Annotated in this window: 7 protein-coding genes; 5 read left to right on the forward strand and 2 right to left on the reverse strand. The window is 45.8% G+C overall.

Going from position 1 to position 15,272, the window contains the following annotated elements:
• The first annotated feature begins 80 nt into the window (after positions 1-80).
• From NBH15_RS24020 to NBH15_RS24035, 4 genes are all read left to right on the forward strand, one after another.
• Entirely contained in the window at positions 81-3,212 is a 3,132-nt protein-coding gene (locus tag NBH15_RS24020; protein WP_250823733.1) for a SusC/RagA family TonB-linked outer membrane protein, read from the forward strand.
• 24 nt (positions 3,213-3,236) lie between these two features.
• On the forward strand, positions 3,237-4,712 hold the full coding sequence (locus tag NBH15_RS24025) for a RagB/SusD family nutrient uptake outer membrane protein (protein ID WP_250823734.1): 1,476 nt from the start codon (positions 3,237-3,239) through the stop codon (positions 4,710-4,712).
• A 198-nt stretch (positions 4,713-4,910) separates the two neighbouring features.
• Positions 4,911-8,900: an SUMF1/EgtB/PvdO family nonheme iron enzyme gene (locus NBH15_RS24030; RefSeq protein ID WP_250823735.1), complete on the forward strand. Its 3,990-nt coding sequence runs from the start codon at positions 4,911-4,913 to the stop codon at positions 8,898-8,900.
• 7 nt (positions 8,901-8,907) lie between these two features.
• Positions 8,908-10,464, forward strand: a complete 1,557-nt coding sequence (locus NBH15_RS24035) for a hypothetical protein (protein ID WP_250823736.1) — start codon at positions 8,908-8,910, stop codon at positions 10,462-10,464.
• Positions 10,465-10,614: 150 nt separating this feature from the next.
• On the opposite strand, the gene trmD is transcribed toward NBH15_RS24035, so the two are convergent.
• Positions 10,615-11,295 (reverse strand): tRNA (guanosine(37)-N1)-methyltransferase TrmD, encoded by a 681-nt coding sequence (gene trmD / locus NBH15_RS24040; protein WP_128134010.1) that lies wholly within the window; start codon positions 11,293-11,295, stop codon positions 10,615-10,617.
• 170 nt (positions 11,296-11,465) lie between these two features.
• Here trmD and nrfA point away from each other — a divergent pair, with 170 nt between their 5' ends.
• Entirely contained in the window at positions 11,466-12,950 is a 1,485-nt protein-coding gene (gene nrfA / locus NBH15_RS24045; protein WP_250823737.1) for an ammonia-forming cytochrome c nitrite reductase, read from the forward strand.
• On the opposite strand, the gene NBH15_RS24050 is transcribed toward nrfA, so the two are convergent.
• Positions 12,922-15,060, reverse strand: coding sequence for a sensor histidine kinase (locus tag NBH15_RS24050; protein ID WP_250823738.1), 2,139 nt, complete (start codon positions 15,058-15,060; stop codon positions 12,922-12,924). The genes nrfA and NBH15_RS24050 overlap by 29 nt on opposite strands.
• Between the last annotated feature and the right edge of the window lie 212 nt (positions 15,061-15,272).

The following is a 15,272-nucleotide window of genomic DNA, read 5'->3' on the forward strand; positions in this document are numbered from 1 at the left end:
TCTTTTTGTGAAAAAGAGAATATGTTTCTTTGTGTTATTGAATTTGTTGAAATTTTAAGTCTAATTAAATCCATGATTAAATGAAAAAAGAAATCAAAAGGGCCACTCAATCGTTTTGGCGATTATTATTGTTAATGGTGGCGTTTAACTCAAGTCTAAGTTTGTTTGCGCAAACACAGACTGTCTCCGGAATCGTTCTGGATGAATTTGGAGACCCGATGATCGGTGTATCTGTACTAGTGAAAGGAACAACCACAGGTATTATTACAGATGTAGAAGGGAACTTCACCGTTCCGGCTAAAACCGGCGATGTTTTATTAGTAAAGTATCTTGGTTACAAAGACCAGGAAATAAAAGTAACAAGTGATGCCCGCCTGAAAATTACTCTCCATGAAGATACCCAGAATTTGGATGAAGTAGTTGTAGTAGGTTACGGTACGCAGAAAAAGGTGAATCTGACCGGTGCCGTTTCTGCTGTGACGGGAGAAGAAATTGCCAAACGTCCGGTAGCCAATACATCAACCATGTTGCAGGGCCAGATGCCGGGTTTGCGTATCACTTCCGACAAAGGCCAGCCAGGTAACGAATCTGTTCAGATCCGTGTACGTGGTCAGGGTACTTATTCCGGTACCGGTTCCGATCCGTTAATCCTGATTAACGGTGTCGAGGGAGACCTCGCCTCCCTCGACCCGAACATTATTGAAAGTGTTTCTGTGTTGAAGGATGCTGCTTCGGCTTCTATTTATGGTTCGCGTGCTGCAAACGGTGTAATCTTGATTACAACCAAGAATGGTTCGGAAGCCAAGGATCGTATTTCTGTTCGTTATAATGGAAACTTTGCAGTCCACAATCCGACAAATCTGTTGGATATGATTTGGGATTCTCCTACCTATATGAAATATTTCAATATGGCAAAGGATAACTCCGGTGCTCCGGCAACTGACCGTTATTCGGATGAGATGATTGCGAATTATACCAATCCGTCCGATCCGATCAAATATCCTAGCTTCAACTGGTTGGACTACATGTTCGATCCTGCTTTCGTTCAGCAACATAACCTGAGTGTCGCCGGAACTACCGGTAAAACGTCTTATAATGCTTCTTTGAGTATGGTCAACCAGCCGGGTACCATGAAAGGACAGGAGTTCAAACGTTATAATGCGACATTGGACCTGACTTCACAGGTGAACGACTGGATACGTTTCGGTATGTATTTTACCGGTAGCCGCAGCAATCGTCAGGAAACACGCCAGGGTGATACGGATGCTTATCTGTCTACAATTTCGCAGGCTCCGACTTATATGCCTTGGTTGCCCGATGATGGTACAGGTGTTAAGCGTTACACATCGAAAGCATTTACTTTTGAAAGTAACAATAAAAACATGGTCGCTATTGTTGAAACAGAAAATTTCAAGAATTATGTGAATACGGATGTGAATGCACAGGCTTGGATGGAAATTAGTCCTGTTAAAGGCTTGAGTTGGTATACAAAAGGAGCTATGCGTTACAAACAGCAACATACAAAAGACTGGGGAGCATTGCCTACACCAGTTTATTATTATCATGATGGTAAACAGAACGGAACATTGAATACAAATGGTACCGGTCTGACCAGTACAATGGAAAACAGTTCTTATTATAATTTATATACTTATTTGAAATACGACTGGGCTACTCCGAATAAAGAACATGATTTCTCTGTAATGGCTGGTTATAACCTGGAATATTACAAAATGGATAATCTTTCCGGTTATCGTCAGAATTTTGATTTCCCGCTGCATGAATTGAATACTGGGATTTCTTCTGTACAAACTAATACCGGAAAATCTGAAGAATGGGGTATTATGTCTGCCTTTTTTCGTGCCAATTATGCGTTTAAACAGCGTTATTTATTAGAAATAAATGCTCGTTATGACGGCTCTTCCCGTATTTCGTCAGATACTCGTTGGGGTATATTCCCATCCTTCTCTTTGGGATGGCGTATAACAGAAGAAGAATGGATGAAAGAACTGAACTGGGAATGGTTAAACAGCTTGAAGTTGCGTGGTTCATGGGGTATTTTGGGTAATCAGAATATCGATCTTTATTCTTATTATGCACTGGTTACGACAGGCAAAGATTATAGCTTTGATAACTCAAATCTGGAAGCTGGTGTAGCCCAGACTGCTCTTGTTAACCGTGACTTGAAATGGGAATCTACTGCAATAGGTGACTTCGGTGTTGATATTACAGCTTTTAATGGTTTCAACGTTACTTTTGACTGGTACAGGAAAAGAACGTATGATATTCTGCGTCGCGCACAGAGTAACTCGCTGTTAGGTTTGACAGCACCGTATATCAACGGTGGTGAAATGGTTAATAAAGGTATTGAGATCTCATTAGCTTATAACGGATATGTTCGGGATGGAATATTTAAAGGACTGGGTTATAATGCAGGCGTATTCTTCGACCGTACGAGAAACGAATTGACAAAATATGGTGCTGACTATATTAATAAGGGTACAATCTGCCGTGAAGGCTTACCTTATCAGTCATTTTATGGTTATGAAGCAATCGGAATTTTCAGGGATGAAGCAGATGTAGCTGGCTCTCCTAAACAATTTAATGATAAAACGTTGCCTGGGGATATTAAATATGCAGATATCAGTGGTCCGAATGGGGTTCCTGACGGAATTATCGATGAAAATGACCGTAAGGTGCTTGACGGTCGTTTCCCGGATTTTGAATATACAGTGAACCTGGGTGTCAATTGGAAAGGTTTCGACCTGTCCCTAATGGGGCAAGGCGTGCAGGGAGCCAAGCATTTTGCCAGTGGTTGGGGATTGCGTCCGTTCTATCAGGGAACATCAATCTCACAGGATTATATCGATAATATGTGGACAGAGGATCATAGAGATGCTAAATATCCGCGTTTGTATTTTGGCGACTTAGGAGGGACAAAGAATCAGCGTGAAAGTACCTACTGGTTGTATAATGCTTCTTATTTCCGTCTGAAGAACTTGACATTCGGTTACACATTACCAAAAGCATTGACAAGTAAAGCGAAGATCGAACGTCTGCGCTTCTATTTCTCCGGTGATAACTTGTTGACAATTACTAAATTCCCACAGGGTGGTGACCCGGAACGTAACTATAACTCCAACAGTGGTACACGTTTGGTATATTATCCGCAGAACCGTATTATCTCATTTGGTGTAAATCTTGAATTCTAATTAAATCGTAAAGCAGTTATGAAAATGAATAGACTATCATACATATCTTTATTGGTTGCCGGCATGATGACAGTATCTTCCTGTTCTGATATTCTGGATACTCCTCCGACAACCTCTCCTTCAGAAAGTATTTTCTGGCAGTCGAAGTCCGACTTTGATTCGGCATTAGCCGGTTGTTATGAAATAATGCAGGCAAAAACATTGTCCCACGGAATGGTTGTTTACGACTGCCTGACCGATAATGCTTACGGAAGTTCCAATTCCAGCTACGTATATAAAACAGACCTGATCCAGGCTGATAATCTGGATGCAGCGATGACCGGTTTCGTTCCTGAACTGTACAAAGAGGCTTATGAGGCTATTACTCGCCTGAATATATTTCTTTATCAATTGAATAATTATGAGGGTGGAGATATGAGTAGCGTACGCAATCAGTACGAAGGCGAAGCATTATTCCTTCGTTCTTATTGTTATTATCTGCTTTACCTGTGTTACGGGGAAGTTCCGTACCCAACGGTACCATTAGATCTTACCACTCAAAATATGCCGAAGGAAACGCTGGAAAATGTTTATAAGAATCTGATTACGGATTTGCAGGCTGCAATCGATAAGATGGATGACAAGACATTCAAAGGAGCTGGTGGTCATGCTACCAAGGGTGCAGCGAAAGGTTTAAAAGCGCGTGTCCTGATGTATCATGCTTATGGCGACGATGGTAATGTCGCTAACCGTGACGAAGTGCAGGAAGCCTATAACCTGTTGAACGAAATCAATGGTTATTCGTTGGCCGAACGTTATGCCGACAATTTTACATATGATACGCAGGAAGCCAGTCCGGAGATTGTGTTTTCTATCAAGTTCCTGGCACCGAACGATTATACCGATTTTGATCATAAGTATGGTAATTATGCTCCGGTTCGCCCGGTGGCCAACCTTACTAATGAGTATGAAGAGGGTGACAACCGCTATAACCAGATATTTGCTTTTGATGACAAATACCAGTGGCCGGGTGGTGAAATGGTGTCTTTGAATAAGAGCGATCTGAAGAAGGCAATGGTTAAATGGCTGACTCCGTTGATGAAAAACGGTGATTCGTGGGAAGCCAGTACCCGCAGCGATCAGGATTGGGTTTTTCTGCGTTGGGGTGAACTGCTGTTGTTGAAGGCGGAAGCAGCTAATGAACTAGGTATAGCCGGTGCAACGGAAATGGTGAACCAGATACGCAGCCGTGCCGGACTGGAAGATCTGGCCGCCAATCTGACTCAGGATCAGTTGCGTGAAAAGATCCGTCATGAACGTCGTGTGGAAACTCCCTTTGAGTTGATCCGTTATTATGATATGAAGCGTTGGAAGATCATGGATAAGTTGAATGGCCTTGAACTCGATCCGCTGTTGGCCGGACACGTGACAGCCTGGTCTAAGGCGCATGAATACTTCCCGTTGCCACAGGAACAGATCGACTTCTCCAACGGCGTATTGATCCAGAATCCGAACTATTAATCGTTCGATAATAATTTAAGTATGGGTGAGAAGCTCCGCTGTTAAAGGCGGGGCTTTCTTTCCGATTTTAGTGGGACACCGCTGCTAGCGTTAGTGGCACATCTCTGCTAACGTTAGTGGGATACCCCCACTAACAAGAGGGGCCGGATTTCATAAACCGGTAGCGCAGATCATCGTAAAATATAAGAGATAGATATCATGAAAAAGAGTTTAATTGTTTTATCAGCCTGCCTAGCCTTTTCGCTTTCCGCTTTTCCTCAAAAGCAGAAAAAGCAGGGTAACACGCCTGCTTCCTGGTCTGAGAAAATTGCCGTTGCCAAGCAGAATGCTTACGAACAGATGAAAATGAACAGCCTTCCGGTTTCTTCAAAGGTAATTAAGGCGAAACAAGCTGCCGAAATGTTTACCGCCGATGTGACCGGACTGGATGAAATGGTACTTTATACCTGGGGTACGGTCGACGGAACTGCCGACGACCAGGCTGTATGGGCTAATGCCCGATTGATCGCGGCCGACGGCTCTTCCGTCTGGCTGAACGATCTGAAAGAGACTTTTAAGGATACCGGTACAGGCCGCCTGGTCTTTAACGCCAATGCCAAAGGCGTTCCGGTCATTATGAAAGGAAAAACATACGAACGGACGATTATGGCGAATGCCAACTCACAGATCGTCGTTCCGCTGGATAAAAAATATGTCCGTTTTGAAGCGGAAATCGGACTGGAAAACCGTTCTTCCGCAGGGACCGTCATTTTTCGCTTGCAGGGGATAACAGGCAAAGAGTTATCCGAAGATATTATTGCCGACTATCCGGCTGAATCGGCACAATTCCTTCCGTTTGCCGGAAGCGACATGAAAGCCCTGGTGACAACCTATGATGCTACCATAGAAAAACATATCGCCGAATCGGTCGTAGACCTGCTGGCGGATAAAAAATATTTTACAGCCCGTATCACTGCTGCCGGTCAGGAGAAGGAGCTGGATAAACAAGTGGTGACATACCTGAATATTGCACAGGATGCCATGAAGGTATACGAGTTGCAGGAGTCGCTGAGCTGGCTTAATATGCGGGCTATCGAAGAGGCTTTCAATGATATGAAACGCAGTAAGTCGTTTGACCAGGCCGCTAACCAATCCAGACTGTCAACCTTAAAGGAATTGGCAGACAAAGGTTTTGCCGGTATCTATTCAAACGATGAAAATACGATAAAAGATGCCCGGCAGGCATTACAGTTAAAACGGGAAATACTGCTGGCCAATCCGGAACTGGATATGGATAAACTGATCGTGGGCCGTTACCATATCGGTACCTCTGCCCGCCAGGTCAACCCCCGCTCGCTGGGAACACAGAACAATAACTGGTCGAACCAGACTTCCGCCCCGCGTGGCGGATTCGATGCGGAGATCGTCGAACTTTCGAATCTTCGCGGCGACATCCAGTCACGTACCATCTTCAAGCCGGATAACGGTTCGTCCGTTCCCGACCTGAAACTGCATTGGAATGCCGACCGGGTGATGTTTTCCATGATCGACACCGATAAGCGCTGGCAGGTTTTCGAAGTGGGACTGGACGGGAAAGGTTTGAAAAAACTGATCGAATCGCCCGAGAAAGACCTTGAGTTCTTTGATGCGACCTGGTTGCCTTCGGGAAAGATCATTGCCGTATCCAATATCGGTTACAACGGTGTTCCTTGCGTGAACGGAAATGATGAGGTCGGTAATATGGTGCTTTATAATCCGGAAGACCGTTCCCTGCGTCGTCTGACGTTCGACCAGGATGCCAACTGGTCGCCGGTCATCATGCACAATGGCAAGGTGATGTACACCCGTTGGGAGTACACCGACCTGACACACTATTTCTCTCGCTTCGTGATGCATATGAATCCCGACGGAACCGAGCAGAAAGCACTTTACGGCAGCGGCTCTTATTTTCCGAACAGCACATTCGACGCGAAACCGATACCCGGCCAGGCATCCGGTTTTGTCGGAATCATCTCCGGACACCATGGCGTTGCCCGTTCCGGCCGTCTGATCCTGTTCGATCCTTCCAAAGGCCGCAAGTCAGAACTGGGAATGGTGCAGGAACTGCCATTCCGCGACCGCAAGATCGAACCGATCGTGAAAGACCGGTTGGTGGATGGTGTCTGGCCTCAGTTTATCAAGCCTTATCCGTTGAACGATAAATATTATCTGGTTGCCGCCAAATTGAATCCGAATGCTTTATGGGGCATTTATCTGGTAGACGTGTATGATAACTTGACTCTGATTGCCGAGTATGAAGGTGAAGGATTGATCCATCCGATACCGGTAAAGAAAACTCCGGTTCCCCCCATTATTCCCGACCGTACGAAACCGGGCACGAAGGAAGCGACTGTCTTTATCCAGGATATTTACGAAGGTGAAGGCTTGAAAGGCGTACCCCGTGGTACGGTGAAAGCATTCCGTGTGTTGTCTTACGAATATGCTTATAATAAAACTCCGTCCGACCATTGGGCACAGGGTGTTCAGAGCGGATGGGATATCAAACGCCTGTTGGGTACGGTGCCGGTCGAAGAGGATGGTTCTGCATTGTTCACTATCCCTGCCAATACGCCGATCTCACTTCAGCCGCTGGATTCGTGCGGACGTGCCGTGCAGTGGATGCGTAGCTGGCTGACCGGAATGCCGGGAGAAACCGTCTCCTGTATCGGTTGTCACGAAGACCAGAACCAGATACCTATCCCGAAACGTGTGGTCGCTTCGACTATCAAACCGCATGCGATCGCATTGCCGGAAGGCGGACAGCGTCCGTTCACGTTCGAACTGGAAGTACAGCCGGTGCTGGACCGTGCCTGCATCGCCTGCCATGACGGTTCCAATAAACTGGCCGATTTTACCGGTGGCCGTATCGATGATTTTACCGGATTTGGCAAAAGTTATCTGAATCTTCATCCGTATATCCACCGCCAGGGACCGGAAGCGGAGATTGAAGTCTTGAATCCGTACGAATATCATGCCTCGACCAGCCAACTGATCAAGATGTTGAAAACCGGACATCATGGCGTTGAACTGACCGATAAGGAATGGAAAACGCTTTATAACTGGATTGACTTTAATGCTCCTTATCACAGTAAATTTAAAGCAAATATCTTCAAGGGAGTGGAACAGATCAGCCGTCGTACGGAGTTGACGGAGAAATATGCCGGTTCCGGTGTAGACTGGCAGTCGGAAATCCGTGCCTATGCCGATTATCTGGGCAAACAGCCGAAGCCGTCTCCCGTAAAACCGGAACGCAGGGAATATAAAGATAAAGAAGTGAATGTGAAAGGCTGGCCGTTTGATGCAACAACCGCTAAGAGCATGCTGGCAAAGGAACAGGAGACAAAGAAGAGCATCGAACTGGCTCCGGGTATCGTGATGAACTTTGTCCGCATCCCGGCAGGTAAGTTTGTGATGGGAAGTAACAAGGGACATTCCGATTACTCTCCGGCCAATAAGCAGGAGGTGAAAAAGGCATTCTGGATGGCGGAGATAGAGGTGAGTAACGAACAATTCCGTACGATTTTCCCCGATCATAACAGCCGTTTCGTGAACCAACTTTGGAAGGATCATGTGCACCAGGGTTATCCGGCCAACAATCCGGAACAACCCGCCATCCGTGTCAGTTGGGAAGAGGCGATGGCCTTCTGTGAGAAGCTGAGTGAGAAAACCGGTTTGAAAGTGACTTTGCCGACTGAAATGCAGTGGGAGTGGGCCTGCCGTGCCGGTAGTGAATCCGATTTCTGGTACGGGGCGCTGAATACCGATTTTGCCGCCTATGAAAATATGGGTGACAAACAGCTGAACAAGCTGGCGGTAAGAGGTGTGAACCCGCAACCGATGAGCCCGGGTGATCCCTGGTACAAATACTACACATACCAGCCGAAAGACAATAGTGTCGACGACGGCAATATGCTGATGGTGAAAGGCGGTGGTTATCAGGCTAACCCCTGGGGATTGTATGATATGCAGGGTAACATCGCCGAATGGACACGTTCCGACTATCTGCCTTATCCTTATAACGAGAAGGCACAAGGTAACGGAACCGAAAAAGTGGTACGCGGCGGTTCCTGGACCGATCATCCGAAAACTTCGACAGCCTATTACCGTAAATCTTATCTGCCCTGGCAGAAAGTGCATAATGTAGGTTTCCGTGTAATTATTGAAGATTAAGTATCGAATGAGCGCATTTAAACAAATCATAACCGGACTAGTGGCCGGAGCAGCTTTCGTTTGTAGCCATGCACAGACGAAGCTGCCGCCGGCCTGGCAGTCTTCGCTGGTCAGGATCAGTGAGGAAGGTATTCTGACTTATATTCCCGATAAAGACGGCAATACCATACCTGATTTCAGCCGGGTAGGCTATCATCATGGCGATAAAAGTATTCCTCAATATCCGGTCGTTAAAGTCGTTTCTCCGGTAAAAGAAGGGGATAGCGGAGCCTTGATACAAGAGGCTGTCGATGAAATATCCCGCAGGCAGCCAGATGAAAACGGCCATCGGGGGACGATTCTTTTAAAACGGGGTGTTTACAGGATTGCCGGTTCTGTCGTGATAAACACCGGTGGTATAGTGTTGATGGGAGAAGGCGATAATGTCAATGAAACCCGTCTGATCGCTACCGGTAAAGAGCGTCGTACTTTGATCCGGGTGGAAGGAACCGGTTTGATGAAGGAAATACCGGATACACGGGTGAAGATAACAGACGATTTCGTGCCGGTCGGTACCCATTCATTCCGGGTTTCGTCGACAAAAGGTTTTAAGGTGGGCGACCGGGTGATCGTTTACCGTCCCGGTACCCAGGAATGGATCCATGCCATTAAGATGGACCAGATCGTGGAACGGAAAGGTACACGCCAATGGACGCCGCAGGAATATAACCTGGCTTTCGAACGTCAGATCACGAAGATCGAAGGCAACCGTCTTTTTATTGACAACCCTGTCGTGATGCAGATGGATAAGAAGTTTGGAGGTGGCGAAGTCTATAAATATACGTTCGACGGACGTATCAGTGAGGTCGGTATATCGGATATCTGCTTTGAATCCGAGTTTGAAGATTATGAAGACCTGGAACATGGTTGGATTGCCGTCGGACTGGATAAGGCGGAAAACTGTTGGGTGCGGAACATCACGGCCCGTTATTTCGGCTACTCGGCTGTCAGTTGCGAACGTTTTGCCAAAAACGTTTCTGTTGTGGATTGTCGTTGCCTGGAAGCAAAGTCCCTTATTACCGGAGGCTATCGTTATTCCTTCAATAACTGGGGACAGCAGAATCTCTTTATGAACTGCCAGGCGACGGAAGGCCGTCATGATTATGTAACCGGTGCACAGGTATGCGGTCCGAATGTCTTTTATAATTGCACGGCTTCGCAGACGTTTGCCGATATAGGTCCGCACCACCGTTGGTCTGTCGGCACATTATATGACAATATCGTCACCGATGGCGAAATAAACGTACAGGACCGTGGCCAGATGGGAAGCGGACATGGCTGGGCAGGCGTGACGCAGGTATTGTGGAATTGCCGGGTGAACCGTGCTGCCGTACAGAACCCGTGGACTTCGGGACATAATTATTGCATAGGACTGAAAGGTAAGAAGTATCCCGGTCATTTTACCGATCGCCCGGATGGCATCTGGGAAGGACAGAATGAGATCAATCTATTTCCCCGTTCCTTATATATAGCGCAATTGATGGCGCGACAAAAGAATAGTGATTTGAGTATTTTGCTAAAATAGACAACTATCAAAATGACACTACTCTACCGGGTAAATCGGATTAATATACCGGGTAAAATAAAATACCCTACCGGGTAATATTTTTTAACATATCAATATGTTTATAAAATACCTGGTAGGGTGTTATTTTGTCAAAAAAGTTGTTTCGGTTTATTCCCCTTTCAGCAAATCCGGCCGTAGCCGTGCCGTCCGTTCCTGTGCCTGCTGCAACCGCCATTCGTCGATCTTACGCTGGTGGCCGGAGAGAAGCACATCCGGAACTTTCCAACCGTTATAATCAGCCGGGCGTGTATAGACCGGCGGAGCCAGCAGGTTATCCTGGAAAGAATCGGAGAGGGCACTCTGTTCGTCACCGATGGCTCCGGGTATCAGGCGGACAACCGCATCGGTAATAATAGCGGCAGCCAGTTCGCCGCCTGTCAGGACATAGTCGCCTACGGATATTTCCCGGGTGATCAGATGTTCACGGATACGGTAGTCGATCCCTTTATAATGGCCGCATAGAATGATCATGTTATTGAGCAGGGACATGCTGTTTGCTATCGGTTGGTTGAATGTTTCCCCGTCGGGAGAGGTGTAAATAACCTCGTCATACTCCCGTTCGCTTTTCAAAGCGGAGATAGCCCGGTCGATCGGTTCGATCTGCATCACCATCCCGGCCTCACCGCCGAAAGGATAATCATCCACACGCCGCCATTTGTTGGTCGTGTAGTCACGCAGGTTATGTAAATGGATTTCAGCCAGTCCCTTGTCCTGTGCTCTTTTTACGATGGAGCAATTAATCATTCCATTGATCATTTCCGGAAGTACGGTCAGTATGTCGATACGCATAGAGGTTCATTTATTTATGCTGCAAAAATACAGCTTTATTTTATAGTTATCAAAATTCTCTTGGTCCATAATATCTTTTTACTACATTTGTGATCTAAATCAAACAGCTCAAAAATCAAAGCTTATTAAAGCTATTTACATATGGATTTTATATAAGCAAATTATATCTGATGAAAAAAACACTAGGTGTAGGGTATTTAAAAGTGTTGCTGGTCGCAACTGTTATAGCCATTTTGATCGTGACTACAGGATATTCTTATGTAAATAGGGGAGAAATCATATTTATCGACGAGGTGGAAAACGGGGGAACCGAAGACCCCCTTCAAGCCAATGAACTGAATCTATCGAATTCCTACGAATATAAGAGCTGGAAAAATACGGCGGATACGACTTTCAAAAGTTTGTATAACGGTAATCAGGCCGAAGACATTCTGGCTATGCGGCCCGAAATGGTAATCTTGTGGGCGGGTTATGGCTTTGCAAAAAGTTATTTGTCTCCGAGGGGACATATGTATGCTATTGAAGATCTTTATCGTAGTTTGCGTACCGGCGCTCCGCGAAAGGCGAACGACGGTCCTCAGCCCGCTTCCTGCTGGGCCTGTAAAAGCCTGGATGTCCCACGGTTGATAGACGAAGTGGGTTCGGATGGGTTCTATAAAAAGAAATGGTACGACTGGGGATCGGAAGTGGTCAATCCTGTCGGTTGCGGCGATTGTCATGATCCGGAGAGTATGGATTTGCGTGTTCCGCGCCAGTTCCTGATCGACGCTCTGAAACGGGAAGGCGATCCCATTGAAGATGCTTCCGACCAGAGGATGCGTTCGCTTGTTTGTGCCCAATGCCATGCGGAATATTATTTTGAAGTGGAGAATAAGGAAGTCGTCCTTCCCTGGGATTCCGGTTATACGGTTGAAGCTATGGAAAACTATTACGATAAGATCGGTTTTTCCGATTATGTCCATAAACTGAGTAAAGCACCTATGTTGAAAGCCCAGCATCCGGATTTTGAACTGGCTCAGATGGGAATCCATGCCCGCCGGGGTGTTTCCTGCGGTGAATGCCATATGCCGTATGTCGAGGAAGAGGTTCGTTCCTATAATAATCATATCCAAAGCCCGCTGGCAATGATCGAAAAAACTTGCCAGACCTGTCATCATGAAAGTGCGGAAGTGCTTCGTCAGGACGTATATACCCGGCAGAACAAAGCCGTGGAATTGCGTAATAAATTGGAAAAGGAATTGGCGAAAGCACATATCGAAGCGAAGTTTGCCTGGGACAGGGGAGCGGCGGATAACCAGATGGAGCCCGTGCTCAAACTGCTGCGTCAGGCCCAGTGGCGTTGGGATTTTGCTATCGCTTCCCATGGCGCTGCCTTCCATGCTCCCCAAGAAGTACAACGTATTTTAGGAGACGGCCTGTATAAAACGATGCAGGCCCGCCTGGTCATAAAAGACGTACTGAACAAACACGGTTATAATCAAGAAGTACCCATGCCCGATATCTCAACCAAGGAGAAGGCACAGAAATATATAGGTCTGGATATGAAATCAGAACTGGCTGCCAAAGATGAATTTCTGAAAACCGTTATACCGGAATGGGTTAAAGAGGCAAAAGCCAATAAGCGTTTTATTGAGGAGTATAAGGTAGCGAGATAGTAAACTGGCTGCCTTTCCCTTCTTCCGAATCCAACAGGATGGTTCCTTTAAACGTTTTTATAATGCTCAGGCTGATTGCCAGTCCGAGACCGGTTCCTTTGGCAAACTCATCCAGTTTCTGGAAGCGTTCGAATACCTGCTTTATCTTATCTTTAGGAATACCTTTTCCTGTATCTTCGACCGACAGCAGGATATGTTCGGTATCGTATTCGTATTTGACTTTGATATATCCGTGAGTAGTAAATTTTGTCGCATTGTTAATGAAATTAGTAACAACCTGGGTCAGTCTGAAACGGTCTGTGTTGATAATGGCCGGGATCTCCGGAACTTCTTTGATCAATTCTACTCCCTGAGGCATCAGTACGCGATGTGTATTAAAAATATCTTCCACTAATTGATTCAGATCGCAGTCTGCATAGGTAAAGGATATTTGTCCGGACTCGATGCGCGACAGGTCGAGAATGTCGCTGATCAGTTTGAGAAGCAAGTCGTTATTCGTGTTTATCAGGCCGATAAACTCATTTTTTTCATCCTGCTCCAGTTCCATATCCGAACTCAGCAGTTGGGAGAAGCCGACGATGGCGTTGAGCGGTGTGCGTATCTCATGGCTCATATTGGCCAGGAAGGCCGATTTCATCTTATCGGATTCTTCCGCCTTTTTCAGGGCCTTGGTCAGATTGATTTCTGTTTCCTTGATTTGCTGAATATTAAGGCAGAGGCCGTTCACTTCGACGGAATAATCATTGCCGGCAGTCTTTATGTTGGTGTTCTGGGCATACCGGAATTCCCACCACTGATGACCTTGTCCGTTAAAATCATATCTTCTTCTGGTTATCTGACGGGAGGGAAAACCATGATCCAGCTTATACCTGTTTAATTGGAAATCTGCCTGTTCGTCCTGGTGGATAGCCTTGCTGAAACGTTCCGCACTGATGGGCTCTTCTGGCATATTCAGATAATGATAAAACTCTTTGTCGAAATAGAAAGTTCCGTTTTTATACCGGAATGTGAAAATGTTACCGCTCTCCAAAGCGAAAGAGAGAAATTCCTTCTCATGTTTCAGATTTTCCTGCACCTCTTTTTTATGGGCAGCCTCTCTCTTATACAACATTCGCTGGTAAATGATAATAATTATCAGTATAATTCCCAGCAAAACTGCTATACATATAATATAGAACTGGTAACGGATATAAAAGGGGATATTTACGATCTCGCTGTCTATCGGGAGTTTGTTGAGACTGATTCCCCATTGGTCGAGTATTTTATAATCGAATATGTACTTTTTGCCTGCCTCCGTAATTTGTGGAAAGTTACTTACCGGAGCCCCGTTCAGTATATCGGCAATACGGTTGGCGGCCAGGGTTGTTTGTTCTTGCTGTGTCGTGACATATCCTCCGATTACACCATAATTATAACCGACCATTTCATTGAGGACCGAAAAACCGGGGAAAGAACTGAAACGTCCCAGAGAGAGAGTCAGATAATCTCTTTTGATTGCCAGATAGGCCTTGTTATAATAGTTCTCGCCTAACCCTTTGATCAACGAACGGGTCGATTTTCCGTTGATCGTGCTTATGTACATGGCGTCCGGTATTATTTTTTTGTTTTTGGAGATGGAGGTACCGCGTTTTCCGGATAAGCGTATTTTGTCCGGGGAGAAGATATTGTTTGTTTTGCAGATATCTTTGATCTGTTCATCCATGTCTGCCAGGATGATTTTGTCTGCATAGATATCGTCGGTAACCCGCACAACAATACATTTTCCTATGAGTTGTTCTATCAGTTCTATATTGGTTCTGTAATCCGGTTTGTCACGGAAGCCTGTTATGTTGGACTGTTTTTGAATGAATGGCACGTTCGGGTAGTTCGCTCCGGTAAAGACGATCGGAGTCGTTTTAACGGAAGGATGGTCGCAGGTCAGTAAGGCATTCAGGGCCGGATCGTCACAGGTCAGGATGATATCCGGATTCCAGGATGATAACCTGTTCAGTTCCTCATATATAGTCAGTTTTTGTTTTTTCTCCGTTTTCTTGGTTCCGTCCAGATAAAGGGTATGGACCTCTGCATGTATGTCTCTTTTCCGTAATTGTTCGGCAAAGATATTTTTCATGTTCTTATATGCCGGGAGACCGGCTTCGTAAGACTGGATGATTAATATGTGTTTATGAGGCGTTGTCTGGTTGCATGAGCTATTTAGAATCACTAGTGTCCCGTTAAAATCGGGACGAGTTATTAATTAATCAAATAATCCCGGAATAAGGGGATTAAATTGTTCTTTGACATCATTGAAATTAGTCTTATTAAACAGCTCTTGTAAATGCG

This window comes from Parabacteroides caeci, assembly GCF_023656795.1.
Taxonomy (GTDB): Bacteria; Bacteroidota; Bacteroidia; order Bacteroidales; family Tannerellaceae; genus Parabacteroides; species Parabacteroides segnis.